The organism is Aeromonas sp. 603404 (genome assembly GCF_049171775.1).
GTDB lineage: Bacteria > Pseudomonadota > Gammaproteobacteria > Enterobacterales > Aeromonadaceae > Aeromonas > Aeromonas veronii_A.
In genome coordinates this window covers 96,610-113,893 of the sequence record NZ_JAAKPE010000005.1, presented here as the reverse complement: position 1 = coordinate 113,893, position 17,284 = coordinate 96,610, and the positions used below count along the sequence as shown (strand labels likewise).

The window sequence follows — 17,284 nt, the reverse complement described above, 5'->3', positions numbered from 1 at the left end:
CCGCTCCTGCTGTTATTGCCCCCCACAAACCCGAGGTAAAGGCATGCTGAAACAACGCATCGAGATGCGCGATCACAGTGCCGAGGGCAATCTGTTCTTCCGGCGCACCCTGGTAGCCTACATCGGCATCGTCGTGCTGATGCTGGTGCTGCTGGGCAATCTCTATTATCTGCAGGTCGAGTCCTACGACACCTACCAGACGCGTTCCAACTCCAACCGCATCCGGGTAGTGCCGGTGGCGCCACCCCGGGGTCTCATCTACGACACCAACGGCGTGCTGCTGGCGGAGAACCGCCCGGTCTACAGTCTGGAAATCGTCCCGGAAGAGACTAGGGATCTTGAAAAAACCGCTGACCAGCTGATCGCCCTGCTGGGGCTGCCGGAAGGCACCAAAGAGAAGTTTCTGACCGAGGTGAAACGCCAACGTCGCTTCAAGCCGGTCCCTCTCTACGAAAAGCTGACCGAATATCAGGTGGCACTCTTCTCGGTCAACCAGCACAACTATCCGGGAGCCAGTATCGAGGCTTACCTCAAGCGCTACTACCCGTTTGGCGACACCCTGACCCATGCGCTGGGTTATGTGGCCAAGATCAACACCCGCGACGTGGAGCGTCTCGAAAAAGAGGACAAACTCGCCAACTATGCCGCCACCAAGGATATCGGCAAGCAGGGGGTGGAGAAGTATTACGAGGATGAGCTGCACGGGGTGGCGGGTTATCAGGAGGTCGAGGTCAACAACCGCGGCCGGATTGTCCGCACCCTCAAGTTCCAGCCTCCGGTTCCGGGCAAGGATATCTACCTCAATATCGACGTCCGGATGCAGCTCAAGGCCCAGCAACTGCTGGCCGGCCAGCGTGGTGCCATCGTGATGATGAACCCGAAAACCGGTGCCATCCTGGCGCTGGAGTCGAGCCCGAGCTATGACCCCAACCTGTTCGTGACAGGCATATCCAGCGCCAACTACTCGGCACTGCTCAACGATCCGGCACGGCCGCTGGTGAACCGTACCACTCAGGGGATCTATGCCCCCGCCTCCACCGTCAAACCCATGATGTCCATCATGGGCCTCAACGAGGGGGCCATTACCCCGGGCTACCGCTATTTCGGCGGCCCGAGCTTCTCCATTCCCGGCACCACCAAGAAGTTCCGTGACTGGCGCCGCTGGGGCCACGGCTGGCTCGATGTCTATCGCGCCATCGAGGTCTCGGCCGATACCTACTTCTACGATCTCGCCTATCGGGTCGGTATCGACAAGATCCACAGCTATATGACCAAGTTCGGTTTCGGTCAGTACACTGGCGTCGATCTCTATGAAGAGACCAAGGGCGTCATGCCGTCTCGCGACTGGAAAATGGCCCGCTGGCGCCAGCCCTGGTATCAGGGTGACACCATCTCGGTCGGTATCGGTCAGGGCTACTGGAGCGCGACACCGCTCCAGCTGGCCAAGGCGATCAGCATCCTGACCCAAAACGGCCACGACGTGACGCCGCACTTGCTCAAGAGCACCGCTTCGCAGGCGGGGGTGGTCGATGCCCCGGTCAACCCCAACATCGCCCTCAAGCTCAAGAGCGACAGCTACTGGAAAGTAGCCCAGGACGGCATGTGGCGCGTCAACCATGGCAGTGAAGGCAGTGGCCGTCATGCATTTGCAAAGGCCCCCTACTCGTCAGGTGGTAAATCAGGCACTGCGCAGGTAGTCGGTTTGAAGGAAAATCAGGTCTACAACATCAAGACCGTCAAGGCGGAACATCGCGATAACGCCCTGTTCGTTGCCTATGCCCCCTTTGAGGCGCCCAAAGCGGTCGTCGCACTGGTGCTGGAAAACTCCATTGGTGGTGGTGGTGGCCGGGCTGCATCGCCCATTGCACGCCAGATGCTGGATGCCTATCTGCTGCCCCCAGATCCGCAACTGCCACCGGCACCGGAAAAGCCGTCCCAACCGAGTGAGGTCGCCCCCCATGAGTAATTCAGCCCGCCAGCAGAGTATCTGGTACAAGCTGCATATCGACCTGCCCCTGCTGCTCGGTCTGTTGGCCGTGATGACCCTCTCCATGGTGGTGCTCTACTCCGCCTCCGGTCAGGATATGGACTCCATCGTGCGCCAGCTGGTGCGCGGCGGTCTCGCCTTTGCCCTGATGATCGGCCTGGCCCAGCTGCCCCCCTCCCTCTACGCCCGCTGGTCGGTGCCGCTGTTCGCCGTGGTGGTGCTGATGCTGATTGCGGTGGACGTGTTCGGCCACATCGGCAAGGGGGCCCAGCGCTGGCTCGATCTGGGCTTTATGAAGTTCCAGCCCTCCGAAGTGATGAAGCTCTCCATGCCCATCATGGTGGCGGCCTGGCTCAGTCGCCACTCGCTGCCACCCAAGTTCAGCCATGTGGTGATCGCCCTCATCATGGTGCTGCTGCCCACCCTGCTGATCGCCGCCCAGCCGGACCTTGGCACCTCCATTCTGGTGGCCGCCTCCGGCTTCTTCGTGATCTTTCTGGCGGGGCTCAGCTGGTGGCTGATCGGCTTGGCGGTTCTACTGATGCTGGCCTTTATGCCGGTGCTCTGGTTCTTCCTGATGCACGACTACCAGCGCCAGCGGGTGCTGATGCTGCTCGACCCGGAGAAAGACCCGCTCGGCCGCGGCTACCACATCATCCAGTCCAAGATTGCCATCGGCTCCGGTGGCGTCTTCGGCAAGGGGTGGCTGCAAGGGACCCAGTCCCAGCTGGAGTTCTTGCCCGAGCGCCACACCGACTTCATCTTCGCGGTATTTAGCGAGGAGTTTGGTCTGGTGGGGGTTGCCCTGCTGCTGGTGCTCTACCTCTACGTCATCAGCCGCTGTCTGTTTATCTCGATGCAGGCCCAGAACAGCTTCGAGCGACTGCTGGGCGGCGCCATCACTCTCACCTTCTTCGTCTATGTGTTCGTCAACATGGGCATGGTGAGCGGCATCCTGCCGGTGGTGGGGGTTCCCCTGCCGCTGGTGAGCTATGGCGGCACCTCCATGGTGACCCTGATGGCCGGCTTTGGCATACTGATGTCCATCCAGACTCATAGAAGGCTGCTGGCCTGATGAAACGGGTCGGATTGCTGCTCTCTCTCGCCACCACGATGGCAACCGCCGCCGTGGCGCCGGATCGGTTGGCCCTGCTCGCCGAACAGCAGCAGGTGCCGCTGGCGGAGTTGCAGGCGGCAGTGGCCCGCGCCCAGTTGCGGCAGGAGGTACTAGACACCATCAGCAAGCCGTGGGAGGCCAAACCCTGGCATCGCTACCGGCCGCTGTTTGTTACCCCAGATCGCATCCGTGACGGCCAGCAGTTCTGGCAGCAACATGCCGAGACACTGACCCGCGCGGAGCAGACCTATCGGGTGCCCGCCTCGCTCATCGTGGCCATCATAGGGGTCGAGACCTTCTACGGTCGCCAGATGGGCCGTCATCCGGTGCTCGATAGCCTCTACACCCTGGGGTTCCACTACCCGGAGCGCAGCGACTTCTTTGCCAAGGAGTTTGCCCAGCTGGTGGTGCTGGCCAAAGAGGAAGGGTGGCAACTCGATGCCCTCAAGGGCTCCTATGCCGGCGCCATGGGGATGGGGCAGTTCATGCCCTCCAGCTACCGCCACTATGCCGTCGATTTTGACGGGGATGGCAAGCGGGATCTGTTTGCCAACCCGGTCGATGCCATCGGCAGCGTGGCCAACTATTTTGCCAGCCACCAGTGGCGCTGGGGCGAATCCGTGGTGGAACCAGCCCAGATCGGGCTAATGGCGGTCGAACCTTTGCTGAGATCTGAGCCCGAGCTCACACAACAGTGGTCAGAACTGGCGGCGGCAGGGATTGAGCTCGCCACGCCGCTGGCCCCGCAGACGCCGGTCAAGTTGCTGGCGCTTGCCCAAGCCGATGGACCGGAATACTGGGTCGCACGGCATAACTTTTACGTGATCACCCGCTACAATCGCAGCCCACTCTACGCGATGGCGGTGTATCAACTTAGCCAAGCTATTCAGGAAGCGTATGCATCTTCGTCACAAACTCCTCCCGCTCAGTCTGAGCTTGTTGCTGGCCGCCTGTAGCAGCCAGCCGGAACAGAGCGCCCCTGTCGAGCCGCCTGCACCGGTCAGCAAGCCACCCGTTATCGAGATCCCGCAAGCCACCGGCGCCATCCCACGCCCGGAGCCCCTGAGCGCGAGCGGCAACCGGGACTACTGGATTGGCAAACAGAAAAACGAGGTGTGGCGCGATATCAAGCACTATAGCGAAGAGGGTTCCGCCAGCTGGCTGTCACCGGATCTGGATGGCCAGAATACCGCCAACGGCGATGTGCTGGACAGCAAGCTGTTCAGCGCCGCCCATCGCAACCTGCCCATCCCGAGCTATGTGCGGGTCACCAATCTGGACAACGGGCTGGAGACCATAGTACGAGTCAACGATCGCGGCCCTTTCAACAGCCCTCACCTGATCGACCTCTCCTATGCGGCGGCCAAGCAGCTGGAGATGGTCGATAGCGGCACAGCTCGCGTTCGACTGGAGCTGATCAACGACACCCCGGACCAGATGGTGATCATGGAACCGATGAAGCCCATCGAGATGACCCCGACCACCCCGCCAGCAACGGCATCCAACACAGTGGCGCAAGATGGCTTCCTGGGTGAACCGACCGCCCTGGCGATGGCGACCCCCGCCGCCGAACCCGCTCCCGTCAAGGCGCCCGCGACCACGCCCGCCAAAGCGGCACCTGTCAAGCCAGCTCCCGCCAAGACCGCAGCTCCTGCCAGCAGCGGTGATGGCAAGATGATCCAGGTACTGGCCAGCGGCTCCCGGGATCGGGCCGAGGCGATGGGCAAGGTGATGACCCAGCGCCATGGTGTGCCCTACCGGATTGAAGCCCATGGCGCCATCTTCCGGGTCTTGATCGGCCCGGTGGAGGCGGATAAACAAGCCGCACTGCTGGAAAAAGTACGGCAAGGGGGACTGGAACAGGCCTTTATCGTGCCCTGATCCCTCCTCTGACAGCGGCGGTAACCAATCTCCCGGCCCCGCCATCACGTCGCTTTATGGCGTGATGGCAGGGATTGATGGATAAAAAACCAGTCATGATCGCCATGTCGGACTATAACCTGCGGGCGCATCTGGTATAGTTAGGCCCGCATTTTATCCCCATCTGGCTCGCAGGAATTTCAAGATGTCCAAATTTGCCCGTTCAGTTCTTCTGGCCTCACTGATCAGCGTAACCGCTCAGGCCAATACGCCGGTGCCGACACCCACGCCGAACGCCAACCCAGTGGTGGTTCCCGCCGCGCCGGAGATCTCCGCCAAGGCCCATATCCTGATCGACTACTACTCCGGTCAGGTGCTGGCCGAGCAGAACGCCGACGAGCGTCTGCCCCCTGCCAGCCTGACCAAGATGATGACCTCCTACATCGTTGGCGACGAGCTGCACAAGGGGAACATCAAGGGCACCGACATGGTGACCATCAGCCAGAACGCCTGGTCCAAGAACTACTCAGACTCCTCCAAGATGTTTATCGAGGTGGGCAAGCAGGTCTCTGTCGATGACCTGAACAAGGGCATCATCATCCAGTCCGGCAACGATGCCTGCGTCGCCATGGCCGAACATCTGGCCGGCAGTACCGACTCCTTCGCCAGCCTGATGAATGCCTGGGCCGCCAAGCTCGGCATGAAGGACACCCAGTTCAAGAACCCCCACGGTCTGGATGAAGAGGGTCACTACAGTACAGCCCGTGATATGGCCCGCCTGGGTCAGGCACTGATCCATGATCAGCCGGAGGAGTACAAGATCTACTCCCAGAAATCCTTCGTCTTCAACGGTATCACCCAGCACAACCGCAACCGCCTGCTGTGGGATCAATCCCTGCAAGTGGATGGCATCAAGACCGGCCACGTCAGCCAGGTCGGCTATAACCTGGTCTCCTCTGCCACCAACAACGAAGGCATGCGCCTGATCGCCGTGGTACTGGGCGCCAGCAGCGAAGCCTCCCGCGCCGCCGAGAGCAAGAAACTGCTCACCTACGGCTTCCGCTTCTTCCAGAGCCTGACTCCGTACAAGGCAGGCACCGAGCTGGTCACCCAGAAGATCTGGATGGGCGACAAATCTGAAGTGAAACTGGGCGTCGACAAGGATGTCTCCGTGCTGGTCACCCGCGGTCAGGGCAACAACCTCAAGGCAGACTTCCAGCTCGACAGCGAGCTGAAAGCCCCGTTGGCCAAGGGTCAACGCGTTGGTACCGTGTTCCTGAAGCAGGGTGACAAAGAGATCAAGCAGGTACCGCTGGTCGCTCTGGAAGAGGTGCAGGAAGGTGGCTTAATGAGCCGTCTGTGGGACTACCTGGTACTGCTGGTCACCAGCTGGTTCAAGTAATCCGACGCACAATCCTCACCAAACAGCGGCGCCAACAGGCGCCGCTGCTGTCTGCGCCGGACAATGGCAGTGAATAACCCTGTAAACTGCAGGTTCCGCCTTACCCTGATTTGTGGTAAAAAGCAGCACTTCCATCCTTGTCTGACCGCTCCCGGCCTTGATCCCGGAGTGTGCGGCGCCCATATAGGGTTTAGCCGCACCCATACAGACTTGAAATGGCGGCCTCCACGGGCCATCGGCCACTAGCCATCCAAGATGAAGTCATCATGCTGATGACGAAAAAGGTGAGTAAATGAATACCAAGTTTGATGAACTGCTGGAGTTTCCCTGCAAATTCCCGTTCAAGGTACTCGGCATCGCGGATCCTGCGTTGCCGGATATGGTGGTTGAAGTGCTGCAGCAGCATGCTCCGGGCACCTACAGCCCGACCGTCCAGCCCAGCTCCAAGGGCAACTATCACTCGGTTCGCGTGACCGTGACTGCCCAGAGCAAAGAGCACATCGAAGCGATGTACACTGCGCTTGGCAAGATCGAGCTGGTGAAATACGTACTGTAATTTCTCTCTCGCCCCGTTCTGCGGGGCGACTGTTTTTGGCCGCAGCACGCCACGAGGACACCATGTCATCCCAGATCCCCGCTCAGCACAGCCTGATAGTCAGGCAGCTGGGTCGCCGCCCCTACCAGCCGGTATGGGACGCCATGAAAGCCTTCACCGACAACCGCACCAGCGACACCCCGGACGAGTTCTGGGTGGTCGAACATGACCCCGTCTACACCCAGGGCCAGGCCGGCAAGGCCGAACACCTGCTCAATCCGGGCAATATCCCGGTGGTGCAGAGCGATCGCGGCGGTCAGGTGACCTATCACGGCCCGGGCCAGCTGGTGCTCTACGTCCTGGTGGATGTCCGCCGCTGCAAATTCTCGGTGCGCGAGCTGGTGACCGCGCTGGAAACAGCCATCATCAACACCCTGGCCAAAAGCAATATCCAGGCCTATGCCAAGGCAGATGCCCCCGGGGTCTATGTGAAAAATGACCTTGGCATGGAGGCCAAACTGGCCTCGCTGGGACTGCGCATCCGCAAGGGTTGCTCGTTCCACGGGCTGGCCCTCAACATCAACATGGACATGACCCCCTTCCTGCACATCAATCCGTGCGGCTATGCGGGCATGGCCATGACCCAGACCAGCGCCCTGGGCGGCCCGCAGAGCGTGGCCGAGGCGCAATCCATTCTGGTGGCCGAACTGGCCAGCCTGATTGGCTATCAGACAATAACAAACACCGAGAGTGAATCATGAGCAAACCCGTTCGTATGGAGCCGGGCGTCAAGCTGCGCGATGGCGACAAGATGGCCCTGATCCCGGTGAAATTCATGCCGGATCCCAACGAAGAAATCCTTCGCAAGCCGGACTGGATGCGGATCAAACTCCCCCCTTCCAGCCAGAAGATCGAACACATCAAGAGCACCTTGCGCAAGAACAAGCTGCACTCGGTCTGTGAAGAGGCTTCCTGCCCCAACCTGGCGGAGTGTTTCAACCACGGCACGGCCACCTTCATGATCATGGGCGCGATCTGCACCCGTCGCTGCCCCTTCTGCGACGTGGCCCACGGCCGCCCGCTGGCACTCGATCCGGAAGAACCGAAGAAGCTGGCGCTCACCATCAAGGAGATGAACCTCAAGTATGTGGTGATCACCTCGGTGGACCGCGACGATCTGCGCGACGGCGGTGCCCAGCACTTCGCCGACTGCATCCGCGAGATCCGCGAGCACAGCCCGCAGACCCGCATCGAGATCCTGACCCCGGACTTCCGTGGCCGGATGGAGCAGGCCCTTGAGGTGTTCCGCGAAACGCCGCCGGACGTATTCAACCACAACCTGGAAACTGCGCCGCGCATGTATCGCGTCGCTCGCCCGGGTGCCGACTACAAGTGGTCGCTGGAGCTGCTGCGCCGTATCAAGGAGATGCACCCCCATGTACCGACCAAGTCCGGTCTGATGATGGGCCTTGGCGAGACCAACGAAGAGATCGTCGAGGTGCTCAAGGATCTACGCGCTCACGGCGTCAACATGCTGACCCTGGGTCAGTATCTGCAGCCAAGCCGCCACCACCTGCCGGTCAAGCGCTACGTGCCGCCAGCAGAGTTTGACGAGCTGAAAGATGTCGCCATGGAGCTGGGCTTTACCCACGCCGCCTGCGGTCCTTTCGTGCGCTCCTCCTATCACGCGGATCTGCAAGCCAAGGGCGAAGAGGTCAAGTAACCTCGCACGATAGAGCGGCCAGTAACCGCCACCCTCGCAATGAAAAAGAGCGCCTATTGGCGCTCTTTCTGTTGGTGTCACTGACCGTTGCAGCTTGATCTACTCATCAGCCGTGGTCGAAGACCCCCTGCTGATGCCAGCGTTGCAACTGGGCCAACACCCGGGTCTCTCGCGCCGTCCACTGGGGACAGGGCCCCGCCAGCTGGGTCTTGTTGGTCTGCAGCGCTTCGTCGAGGCCAAACCAGCCGGGCACGAAGCCAAGGCGGATCTCGTAGGGCTGTGGCTGTGGCTCCACCAGTTGATCACCAATCCGGCACAAGTAGTACAGCGAGCGGATGCAGTAGGCATCGAACCCCGGCTCGCGGGCGGCGCGGTATTCCCGGGTCTCGCCAAGCAGGGTCCCTACTTCCAGCAACTCGGCACCGCACTCCTCCTTCAGCTCGCGGGCCAGCGCCACATGGTGGTTTTCCCCCGCTTCAACGCCGCCGCCAGGAAACATCAGATCACCGTTGACCCGGGAGTGGACCAGCAGCAACTCGTCACCACGGAGTACTACGGCACGTACCGTAAGGCGTTCCAGGGTATGGCCATCGGTGATCACCTCGCCATGGACAAACGAGAGGGAAAAAGGTGCGGGCCAGCAGCTGGCCGGGGATAGTGCAATCATCAGAGCCTCAGTGCCGATAGCTGCCATGTTTCAGTTGATCGACTATTTCAGCCGCTCGCACGTCGTAGGCATCCTGATCTGTTTTGCTCAGGGTGTGATAAATACCAAAACGCCTGGCAGAGACCTCTGGCGCATCCTGAAAAGACTCACTCACCTTGCCCCACAGATAGGCCAGCCCGTACTGCTTCTGGCCCATATAGAGGGTGCTGAGGGAGGTGAGCAGGCGGCTGTTTATCTTGTCACCTTCCCGATAGAGGGAGAGGCCGTGATGCATGATGGAAATAGCTTTCTCGGGGTCGCTCTTGGCGTAGGCTCCGCCAAGGGCCAGCTGAAGTTCCGGTTCGTCGAGCACCTTGTTACCTTCCAGCGCCATAAACTGCTGACGGGCCAGCTCGTTGGTGTTGTTGGTCCAGTGCCAGAGCAGCAAGTAGGGATCCTGCGAGTTGCGGGTGGCCACATCGAGCTGGGCCAACTGTTCGCCAGCCGCCAGCATCCCCTCCACCCGTGGGCTCTTCTGCTCGCGGGCATTCTTATACTCGATGTTGGTAGAGCGCTCGGCACACTTAAGATAGCGCTCAAGGTTGCGCATCAGCTCGTACTTGCGCCGATCCGTTCCCTCCTCCTTGAGATAGAAGCGGCTGCGGATCACATCGGTACGCTCGTAGCGACACCAGCCATCGTCCACCAGATCCTGACAGAGCTCGGCATGGTTGCTGCAGATATTGTGGATCCGATCGTCATTGCAGCCAGCTACGGCAAGGCCGACTGAAAGCATGATGAAGGTCTGTCGCAGGGGGAAATTGGCCATGATTCACATCTTGTTGGTAACGCGGGTTGGTAACAACTGAAGCCTCTGTCGGCCACCACCGGCTAGCAAACCGGTTACATATCCATTACAATGCGCGCCATATAAGGCCGCGATTGCAGAATAATATAACGAAATATAGACCCCTACACTGATCTGCATTCGACGAATTTTCTATTTACACCAACAACGTGAAATAAAGGATCTGGTCAATGACCCACGAGCACTACTTGCAAGCGTGGCAGGAGAGCCAGGAGCTCGCCGAAGCCATGCAACCCTTGATTGGTCGCCTCTACCGACAACAAGGGGTCGAGATCACCCTCTACGGCCGCCCACTGCAAAACGCCTCCACCATCGATATCCTCAAGGCCCACCGGGTCGTCCGCCGCCACCAGGGCGCTCCCCTCCCCATCCAGCAAAGCTTCCCCCTGCTTCAGGCCATCGTTGCCCTCAAACCCACCGCTGCCGAGGTAGACCTTGGCAAGCTGGCAGTCGGCTACTGGCAGGATCATCAGGATGAGGCGGGGATCGAGGACTATCTGCAAGCGCGACTGGCACCGGCCCTTGGCCGCAACCAGATGCCGCAGCCGACCGACGTGGTGCTCTACGGCTTTGGCCGTATCGGCCGCCTGCTGGCCCGCCTGCTGATCGAGCGTACCGGCGCCGCCAATCCGCTGCGCCTGCGCGCCATCGTGGTACGCGGTGGTCGCGACGGGGATCTGGAAAAACGCGCCAGCCTGCTGCGCCGCGACTCGGTACATGGTCCCTTCAATGGCTCCATCGAGGTGGATGTGGAGCGCAGCGCCATCATCGCCAACGGCACCTTCATTCAGGTGATCTACGCCAATAGCCCGGCTGACATCGACTACACAGCTTACGGCATTCACGATGCGCTGATCGTCGACAACACCGGGGTCTGGCGCGATGAGGCTGGCCTCTCCGAGCACCTGAAAGCGCGCGGTGCTGGCAAGGTGCTGCTGACCGCCCCCGGCAAGGGGGAGATGAAGAACGTGGTGTTCGGGGTCAACCATGAGGTGATAGGCCCGGATGACAAGATCATCTCCGCCGCCTCCTGCACCACCAACGCCATCACCCCGGTGCTCAAGGTGATGCAGGAGCAGTACGGCATCCGCCACGGCCACGTGGAGACGGTCCACTCCTACACCAACGATCAGAACCTCATCGACAACTATCACAAGGGGGAGCGGCGCGGTCGCAGCGCGGCCCTCAATATGGTGATGACCAGCACCGGCGCCGCCAAGGCGGTGACCAAGGCGCTGCCGGAACTCAAGGGCAAGCTGACCGGCAACGCCATCCGGGTGCCCACACCCAATGTCTCGCTGGCCATCATCAACCTGTCGCTGGAGCAGGCCACCGATCGGGAGAGCCTCAACGCCTATCTGCAGCAGATTGCGCTAAGCTCGGAGCTCCATCGCCAGATCGACTTCAGCGCCAGCACCGAACTGGTCTCCTCCGACATGGTGGGTTCCCGCTATGCGGGCATCGTCGACTCCCAGGCGACCATCGCCGAGGGGGATCACTGTGTGCTCTACGTATGGTATGACAACGAGTTCGGGTACAGTTGTCAGGTAGTGCGGGTGATGGAGCAGATGGCTGGCGTAGTCCGCCAGGATCTGCCTGCATAGACCGATAGAGTCTACCTGCATGACCCGTCATATCCCGCAGTTTATGGCTCAATAGTTCAAGGAGAGGCCGGATGTCGTTTCAACAGGGTGAGTTTTTGCAAGCAATCAGGCAGATGCCCGCAGAGGTGTACGAGCGGCTCAAGACCGCAGTCGAGCTGGGCAAGTGGCCCGATGGCAAGCCCCTGACCGACGAGCAGAAGGCCACCTCCCTGCAAGCCGTGATGGCCTGGCAGGCGATGCATCTCGACAACCCGGAGCATATGAACATCGGCCGTGACGGCGAGATTGTGATGAAGAGCAAGAGCGAGCTCAAGCGTCAGTATCGCGATGAGGAAGAGATAGTGCGGGTCGACCTCAACCACTGAGCCTGACCCGGCAGGCCGCTCGTGGCGGCCACAACAGAGAGGGGAGCCATGATGGCTCCCCTCTTTTTTCCTATCGATGCCGGGTGACTCATCCCCCTCATCCCCAACCCTTCTCCCGCCAGGGGGAGAAGGGAGCAGGCTCGCACCTGCGAACAGTGAACGGGCCACCTGCCAACGCTCTTCATGGCAAGCCTTGCGGCCAACCGCACCTCGAGCTATCCCCTCTCCCGCCGGGAGAGGGTTAGGGTGAGGGCCGCATCGCTTAGGGAGTCAGCTCCCCGCGCAGGGACTGCTGCATCAGCTCGCGAATGCGGTGGGATGGCAAGTCTTGGCTCAGCAGGAAGTGCAGCTTGGTGAGTGCAGCTTCAGCGGTCATGTCAAAGCCCGAGATCACCCCGGCCCGCGACAGGGCGTTGCCGGTGGCATAGCCCCCCATATTGACCTTGCCGTGCAGGCACTGGCTCAGGTTGACGATGATGACGCCGCGGGCCGAAGCCTCGGAGAGCAGCGCCAGCATGGCCGGGTTTTGCGGCGCATTGCCGACCCCGAATGACAGCAGGATCAGCGCCTTCACCGGCTGTTGCAGGATGTTGGCGATCACCTCGCTGGAGATCCCCGGATAGAGGGTCACCACGCCGATGGGCTGGGGGGTGATGTCGTGCAGCACCAGCGGCCGCTCGGAGGGCACGCCCAGCTCGCCCGCCTCCAGCGAGATGGCGATCCCGGCATTGAGCAGCGGCGGATAGTTGGGGGAGTCGAAGGCGTGGAAGCCGTCTGCATGCACCTTCTTGCTGCGGTTGCCGCGATAGAGCTGGTTGTTGAAGAACAGCGTCACCTCGTGGATCGGGTAGTTGGCCGCGATATAGAGGGCGTTGAGCAGATTCTGCTGACCGTCGGAGCGCAACTCGGCCAACGGGATCTGGGAGCCGGTGATGATGACCGGCTTGTGCAGATCTTCCAGCATGAAGGAGAGCGCCGAGGCGGTGAACGACATGGTGTCGGTGCCGTGCAGGATCACGAAACCATCGTATTTCTCGTAGTTGTCGCGAATATCCTCGGCGATGCGCTGCCAATCCGCCGGGGTCATGTCGGAGGAGTCGATGAGGGGCGCATATTCGTGGATATGGTAATCCGGCATCTCGGGGCGGTGGAACTCGGGCATCCGCGCCAGACAGTCTTCCATAAAGCCCGCCATCGGCACGTAGCCGTGATCGGAACGCTGCATCCCAATGGTGCCGCCTGTGTAGGCAATGTAGATAGACTTCTTCACACCCTCTCCTCTTGATGAAGTGAACACCGCCGGAACATGAACCATGTCGGGGTGAACCACAATGTCAACGCCCGCCAGCGCCTCTGCGTGCAGCGGAAACCGGCGAATTATAGAGACTGGCGCCCCAAATGACAGCCGTTCCATGCACCCTTTTCGGCTTTTCTGCCCTCTACCTACATAGTGCTAAATGTCACAATAAACCACTAAAACGAGCATTAATACGACAAAGATGGAATTAAACGATGCTTTTTGCTACAATCCGCCGGATTTTACTAAAATCTCATCTGGATGCCTGAGCATTTCAGGCCCGCACAAGCCCCATCTTTCCTGGGGCGGGGAGATGTTTCCCCTTCTTTGTTGGCGCATGAGCCACACTGTTTTCATCCCGGCTGAATCTGTAAGTCTTTTGCTATGAAAGACACAGCCAATCAACATGGGAGTACTGAATGTTACAACTTGATTCCTACGCAACGCTGGTCGCTGCCACTCTGGTATTGCTGCTTGGCCGGGTGTTGGTTACCCGAGTCGGGCTGCTGCGTACCTTCAACATCCCCAAACCGGTAGCCGGCGGCCTGGTGGTCGCGCTGGTACTGCTGCTGCTGCGCTCCACCCTGCAGATGGAGCTGCAATTTGATACCAGCCTGCAAACCCCGCTGATGCTGGCCTTCTTCGCCTCCATCGGTCTCTCCGCCGATCTCGCCAGCCTGAAACGCGGCGGCAAGGCGGTGGTTACCTTCCTGATGGTGGTCACCGGCCTGCTGCTGGTGCAGAACAGTCTGGGTGTCGGTCTGGCGACCCTGCTCGGTCTGGATCCCCATATGGGGCTGCTGGCCGGCTCCATCACTCTCTCCGGCGGCCACGGCACCGGGGCGGCCTGGAGTGCCACCTTCTCCGAGAAATACGGCGTGCAATCCGCTGCCGAACTCGCCATCGCCTGCGCCACCTTCGGTCTGGTGCTGGGCGGCCTGATCGGTGGCCCGGTGGCTCGCTATCTGGTGAAGAAAGTGCAGGTGCCCGGTGAGGAGCACAATCAGGATGAGGCCCCCCAGGGCTTCGAAATGCCAGATATGGAGCGCCCCCTCACCACTTTCAGCGTTATCGAAACGCTGGCATTGATAGCCATCAGCCTCAAGGGTGGCGAGCTGCTCTCGGCCTCTCTCAAAGGGGGCGCCTTCGAGCTGCCGATCTTTGTCTGCGTGCTGTTTGTCGGCGTGCTGCTGCGCAACGTCCTAACCCTGCTGAACTGGCATGAGGTGAGCGATCGCGAGGTCTCCCTGCTGGGCAACGTCAGCCTGTCGCTGTTCCTCGCCATGGCACTGATGAGCCTGAAATTGTGGGATCTGGCCAGCCTGGCCCTGCCCATCTTCATTCTGCTGGCCGCCCAGACCGTGGCAATGGCGCTCTACGCCATCTTCGTCACCTTCCGGGTCATGGGCAGCAACTATGATGCAGCCGTGCTGGCGGCAGGTCACTGCGGCTTTGGCCTCGGGGCCACCCCGACCGCCATCGCCAACATGCAGGCCATCACCCAGCGCTTCGGTCCCTCCCACCTGGCGTTTCTGGTGGTGCCCATGGTGGGCGCCTTCTTTATCGACATCATCAACGCCATGGTGATCAAGCTGTTTATGGCGATGCCATTCCTGTAATTCCCTTTCCGTCAGACGTATATGATCAGAGCCCACCTTTCGGTGGGCTCTTTGTTTGTTATCGACTCGCCAGGTGACGCAGGCAGAGCCGGGGCTCGTATCCGCCACCAGGGTGACCCGCGAGCAACCCGGAATCCCTATATCCCGCACTTCCCCGAACAACAAAAAGCCCCGCACTCGACAGAGGGCGGGGCTTTTTTATCTCAGCCGGAACAGGCCGAGAGTTGCACCTTACAGGATAAAGGTCGACACCTGCTGGTTAAGGTCAGCAGCCCGTCCCTTGAGACTCTGGGCCTGATCCAGATCGCGCATGGCGGCGGCGGTGATCTCGTCACTCACATCCTTGATGGCGGTGGTGTTCTGGGTGATCTCGCCGGTCACCTGGGTCTGCTCCTCAGCGGCAGTGGCGATCTGGCCCGCCATGTCGGAGATGAGGGAGATGGCACTGGTGATCTCTTCCAGTGCGCGCACCGCCTGATCCGCATCCTGCACGCTGTTATCCGCCAGCCCCTGACTGGTCTGCATCAGGCTCACCGCGCGGGCGGTGGTCTGTTGCAGGGTCTCGATGGTGGACTGGATCTGCTGGGTGGAGTCCTGAGTACGGCGAGACAGCACCCGCACCTCGTCAGCCACCACCGCAAAACCACGACCCTGCTCACCAGCACGGGCCGCTTCGATGGCCGCGTTCAACGCCAGCAGGTTGGTCTGCTCGGCAATCCCCTGAATGGTGGAGAGAATGCTGGTGATCGCCTGCGCGTGACGGCTCAGCTCGCCGATCACCTCGGTCGCCTGCCCCACCTCTTCAGCCAGACCATTGATGGACTGGCGGGTCTTGTTGACCAGCATCTTGCCCTGCTCACTGCTCTGGGCAGATTGCTGGGCAGCGGCGGCGGTGTTCTCGGCGTTGCCGGCGATCTCCATGGTGGCGCTCGCCATCTCGGTGACCGCAGTGGCGACCATGGTCACCTCCTGCTGCTGACGCTGCAGCTCGTCCACCGCGGCCTGGTTGGTCACCAGACTGCGCTCGGCATCGGCGTTCAGCTCGTTGGCCAGCTGGCGGATATTACCGATCAGCTGGTGCTGGCTGCCGACGAAGCGGTTGAAGCTGTTCGCCAGCTGACCCACTTCATCGTTGGCATCGATCTTGATGCGCTGGGTCAGATCGCCGTTACCATCGGCAATGCGTGCCAGTGCCTGGGAGACCTTGCTGAGCGGGCCCAGCAGCATGCTGACCAGCCAGGAGATAGCGAGGATACTGCCCACCAGCACCAGCAGCGCCATGCCCAGCTGGGTCATCAGCAGGGAGGAGAGCGGCGCTTCCAGCGCGGCCTTGTCCAGCACCAACACGAGTTCCCAGTCGGTGTCGGGGATATCGACCGCCCACAGCAGCTTGTCACGTCCTTCGTTGTCGAAGTAGGCCGCCACCAGACCGTTGCTGGCCTTGCTCTGCTCGATCAGCGCATTGGTCAGATCGTTGTCGATCTCGGTGGCCGGTTTCATCGCCTTGGCGGCATCCTTGTAGGCGATGATGGTGCCGTCTTTGTGCATCATGATGGCAAAACCATCGGCCGGCAGCTTCATCTTGGTGACGTCCTCCACCAGCGAGGCGATGGAGAGGTCACCACCGACTACCCCGCCAGAAACCGGCTGGGCCAGGGTCACCACCATGATGTTGTAAGCCACGTCGAGATAGGGCTTGGTGACAATCAGGCCGCCCTTGCCCATTGCTTCCTGATACCAGCCACGGGAGCGCGGGTCGTAGCCATCGCGGTTGATGGAGGGATCGGAGTCATTCATCTTGCCGCTGCTCTCACCGAAATAGGTGAGCTGGAAACGGCCGGAAACTTGTGCCTGTTGCAAGGCATTGAGGGGGTCGACACCGGCCTTGTTGCCAAGCGCCTGAATGACGTCGCGACGGGCGGCGAGCCAGTCGCTGACACGCTCGGCCTGCTGGGTGCCCAACCGCTGCAACTGCTCCTGGCTGCCTTGCAGCAACAGACTCTTCTGGCTGCTATAGCTCTGCCAGGAGAGCAACGAGATCACCAGCGAAAGGGCGATCACCACTGACAACAGTATCTTCTGCTTGAGTGACAGGTTTTTCATCATGTGTTCTTCTTATTGAGGTGAGGAGCGGGTTTTTCCCTAAATTGCACAACACTACACGTAGTCATTAGCGACCCGAATGGCCAAAACTGAACCTGAAAATGGGTCGGCGGGCGATATTTTCTACCGAGGTGGAGAAAAGTGCACCAGAAATTGAC

Annotated in this window: 15 protein-coding genes; 11 read left to right on the top strand and 4 right to left on the bottom strand. The window is 60.6% G+C overall.

The genetic code is table 11. The features are described 5' to 3' along the window. The first annotated feature begins 43 nt into the window (after window positions 1-43). From mrdA to lipA, 8 genes are all read left to right on the top strand, one after another. Window positions 44-1,966: a penicillin-binding protein 2 gene (gene mrdA, locus G5306_RS09250; RefSeq protein ID WP_216953017.1), complete on the top strand. Its 1,923-nt coding sequence runs from the start codon at window positions 44-46 to the stop codon at window positions 1,964-1,966. Next, window positions 1,959-3,062, top strand: coding sequence for a rod shape-determining protein RodA (rodA, locus tag G5306_RS09245; RefSeq protein WP_005335170.1), 1,104 nt, complete (start codon window positions 1,959-1,961; stop codon window positions 3,060-3,062). Before mrdA ends, rodA begins: the two co-directional genes overlap by 8 nt. After that, window positions 3,062-4,060: a lytic murein transglycosylase B gene (gene mltB / locus G5306_RS09240; RefSeq protein ID WP_421205117.1), complete on the top strand. Its 999-nt coding sequence runs from the start codon at window positions 3,062-3,064 to the stop codon at window positions 4,058-4,060. The genes rodA and mltB overlap by 1 nt, the downstream gene beginning before the upstream one ends. After that, entirely contained in the window at window positions 4,002-4,985 is a 984-nt protein-coding gene (locus tag G5306_RS09235) for a septal ring lytic transglycosylase RlpA family protein (RefSeq protein ID WP_421208814.1), read from the top strand. Before mltB ends, G5306_RS09235 begins: the two co-directional genes overlap by 59 nt. 184 nt (window positions 4,986-5,169) lie before the next feature. Continuing rightward, window positions 5,170-6,366 carry a D-alanyl-D-alanine carboxypeptidase family protein gene (locus G5306_RS09230; protein ID WP_216953014.1) on the top strand — a complete coding sequence of 399 codons (1,197 nt, stop codon included), beginning with the start codon at window positions 5,170-5,172 and terminating at the stop codon, window positions 6,364-6,366. Between the two features lie 292 nt (window positions 6,367-6,658). After that, window positions 6,659-6,922: a DUF493 family protein YbeD gene (gene ybeD / locus G5306_RS09225; RefSeq protein WP_005348100.1), complete on the top strand. Its 264-nt coding sequence runs from the start codon at window positions 6,659-6,661 to the stop codon at window positions 6,920-6,922. 62 nt (window positions 6,923-6,984) lie between these two features. Further along, a complete protein-coding gene (lipB, locus tag G5306_RS09220) occupies window positions 6,985-7,662 on the top strand; it encodes a lipoyl(octanoyl) transferase LipB (RefSeq protein WP_216953013.1) in 678 nt (225 codons plus the stop codon). Continuing rightward, window positions 7,659-8,624, top strand: a complete 966-nt coding sequence (lipA, locus tag G5306_RS09215) for a lipoyl synthase (RefSeq protein ID WP_139740976.1) — start codon at window positions 7,659-7,661, stop codon at window positions 8,622-8,624. Before lipB ends, lipA begins: the two co-directional genes overlap by 4 nt. 106 nt (window positions 8,625-8,730) lie before the next feature. Here the strand turns inward: lipA and G5306_RS09210 are convergent, their stop codons facing one another. Together G5306_RS09210 and G5306_RS09205 are read right to left on the bottom strand one after the other, a co-directional pair. After that, window positions 8,731-9,291, bottom strand: a complete 561-nt coding sequence (locus G5306_RS09210) for an NUDIX domain-containing protein (RefSeq protein ID WP_227342061.1) — start codon at window positions 9,289-9,291, stop codon at window positions 8,731-8,733. A gap of 7 nt (window positions 9,292-9,298) precedes the next feature. After that, window positions 9,299-10,099: a DUF2989 domain-containing protein gene (locus G5306_RS09205; protein WP_227342060.1), complete on the bottom strand. Its 801-nt coding sequence runs from the start codon at window positions 10,097-10,099 to the stop codon at window positions 9,299-9,301. 209 nt (window positions 10,100-10,308) lie between these two features. Between G5306_RS09205 and G5306_RS09200 the strand changes: the two genes are divergently transcribed. Both G5306_RS09200 and G5306_RS09195 read left to right on the top strand, forming a co-directional pair. Then, complete coding sequence (locus G5306_RS09200; protein WP_227342059.1) at window positions 10,309-11,742, top strand: glyceraldehyde-3-phosphate dehydrogenase; 1,434 nt, start codon at window positions 10,309-10,311, stop codon at window positions 11,740-11,742. Between the two features lie 71 nt (window positions 11,743-11,813). Then, window positions 11,814-12,107: a YeaC family protein gene (locus G5306_RS09195; RefSeq protein ID WP_011707127.1), complete on the top strand. Its 294-nt coding sequence runs from the start codon at window positions 11,814-11,816 to the stop codon at window positions 12,105-12,107. 262 nt (window positions 12,108-12,369) lie between these two features. Here the strand turns inward: G5306_RS09195 and ansA are convergent, their stop codons facing one another. After that, window positions 12,370-13,377: an asparaginase gene (ansA, locus tag G5306_RS09190; RefSeq protein ID WP_005335195.1), complete on the bottom strand. Its 1,008-nt coding sequence runs from the start codon at window positions 13,375-13,377 to the stop codon at window positions 12,370-12,372. A gap of 446 nt (window positions 13,378-13,823) precedes the next feature. Here ansA and gltS point away from each other — a divergent pair, with 446 nt between their 5' ends. Continuing rightward, window positions 13,824-15,023 (top strand): sodium/glutamate symporter, encoded by a 1,200-nt coding sequence (gene gltS, locus G5306_RS09185; RefSeq protein ID WP_108614086.1) that lies wholly within the window; start codon window positions 13,824-13,826, stop codon window positions 15,021-15,023. A gap of 231 nt (window positions 15,024-15,254) precedes the next feature. Here gltS and G5306_RS09180 read toward each other — a convergent pair whose 3' ends face one another. Beyond that, window positions 15,255-17,126, bottom strand: coding sequence for a methyl-accepting chemotaxis protein (locus tag G5306_RS09180; RefSeq protein ID WP_201946356.1), 1,872 nt, complete (start codon window positions 17,124-17,126; stop codon window positions 15,255-15,257). Between the last annotated feature and the right edge of the window lie 158 nt (window positions 17,127-17,284).

What these genes read in the sequence shown, in the direction of transcription:
- lipA (WP_139740976.1), top strand. Translation starts at nt 7,659, where the DNA reads ATGAGCAAACCCGTTCGTATGGAGCCGGGCGTCAAGCTGCGCGATGGC.
- mrdA (WP_216953017.1), top strand. Translation starts at nt 44, where the DNA reads ATGCTGAAACAACGCATCGAGATGCGCGATCACAGTGCCGAGGGCAAT.
- ybeD (WP_005348100.1), top strand. Translation starts at nt 6,659, where the DNA reads ATGAATACCAAGTTTGATGAACTGCTGGAGTTTCCCTGCAAATTCCCG.
- G5306_RS09180 (WP_201946356.1), bottom strand. Translation starts at nt 17,126, where the DNA reads ATGAAAAACCTGTCACTCAAGCAGAAGATACTGTTGTCAGTGGTGATC.
- G5306_RS09205 (WP_227342060.1), bottom strand. Translation starts at nt 10,099, where the DNA reads ATGGCCAATTTCCCCCTGCGACAGACCTTCATCATGCTTTCAGTCGGC.
- G5306_RS09195 (WP_011707127.1), top strand. Translation starts at nt 11,814, where the DNA reads ATGTCGTTTCAACAGGGTGAGTTTTTGCAAGCAATCAGGCAGATGCCC.
- G5306_RS09210 (WP_227342061.1), bottom strand. Translation starts at nt 9,291, where the DNA reads ATGATTGCACTATCCCCGGCCAGCTGCTGGCCCGCACCTTTTTCCCTC.
- G5306_RS09230 (WP_216953014.1), top strand. Translation starts at nt 5,170, where the DNA reads ATGTCCAAATTTGCCCGTTCAGTTCTTCTGGCCTCACTGATCAGCGTA.
- G5306_RS09235 (WP_421208814.1), top strand. Translation starts at nt 4,002, where the DNA reads ATGCATCTTCGTCACAAACTCCTCCCGCTCAGTCTGAGCTTGTTGCTG.
- rodA (WP_005335170.1), top strand. Translation starts at nt 1,959, where the DNA reads ATGAGTAATTCAGCCCGCCAGCAGAGTATCTGGTACAAGCTGCATATC.
- mltB (WP_421205117.1), top strand. Translation starts at nt 3,062, where the DNA reads ATGAAACGGGTCGGATTGCTGCTCTCTCTCGCCACCACGATGGCAACC.
- G5306_RS09200 (WP_227342059.1), top strand. Translation starts at nt 10,309, where the DNA reads ATGACCCACGAGCACTACTTGCAAGCGTGGCAGGAGAGCCAGGAGCTC.
- lipB (WP_216953013.1), top strand. Translation starts at nt 6,985, where the DNA reads ATGTCATCCCAGATCCCCGCTCAGCACAGCCTGATAGTCAGGCAGCTG.
- gltS (WP_108614086.1), top strand. Translation starts at nt 13,824, where the DNA reads ATGTTACAACTTGATTCCTACGCAACGCTGGTCGCTGCCACTCTGGTA.